1 pseudogene is annotated in these 262 nt (G+C 44.3%); it reads right to left on the minus strand.

From position 1 onward, the window contains the following. Nucleotides 1-262, minus strand: a pseudogene (locus tag A3761_RS27025) (outer membrane lipoprotein-sorting protein); the annotation flags it as partial.

A 262-nucleotide genomic window follows, 5' to 3' on the forward strand; every position in this document is an offset into this window, starting at 1 on the left:
AGAACGTCAGTAAAGCAGTACCACGAACAGTTTTAGGCTCATCAAATATGGTTAAGCCTTTGTCACCATCATTTTCGACTTCGAGGGATTTTACGCGCAAAACACGAACACTTTCTTCACCACGTTTGTTGCGTAAGGTCATCGTCATGTCAGCAGTAGAGTCCTTCCAACCAGTGTTTCGCTTATCAGATTCAATGGCGATAGCTAAACCTTTTTCTTGAGGTGTTTCTGCAAAGGTGTTGCCTGAGAGGCTCAAGGCAGT

It is taken from the genome of Oleiphilus sp. HI0123 (assembly GCF_001635315.1).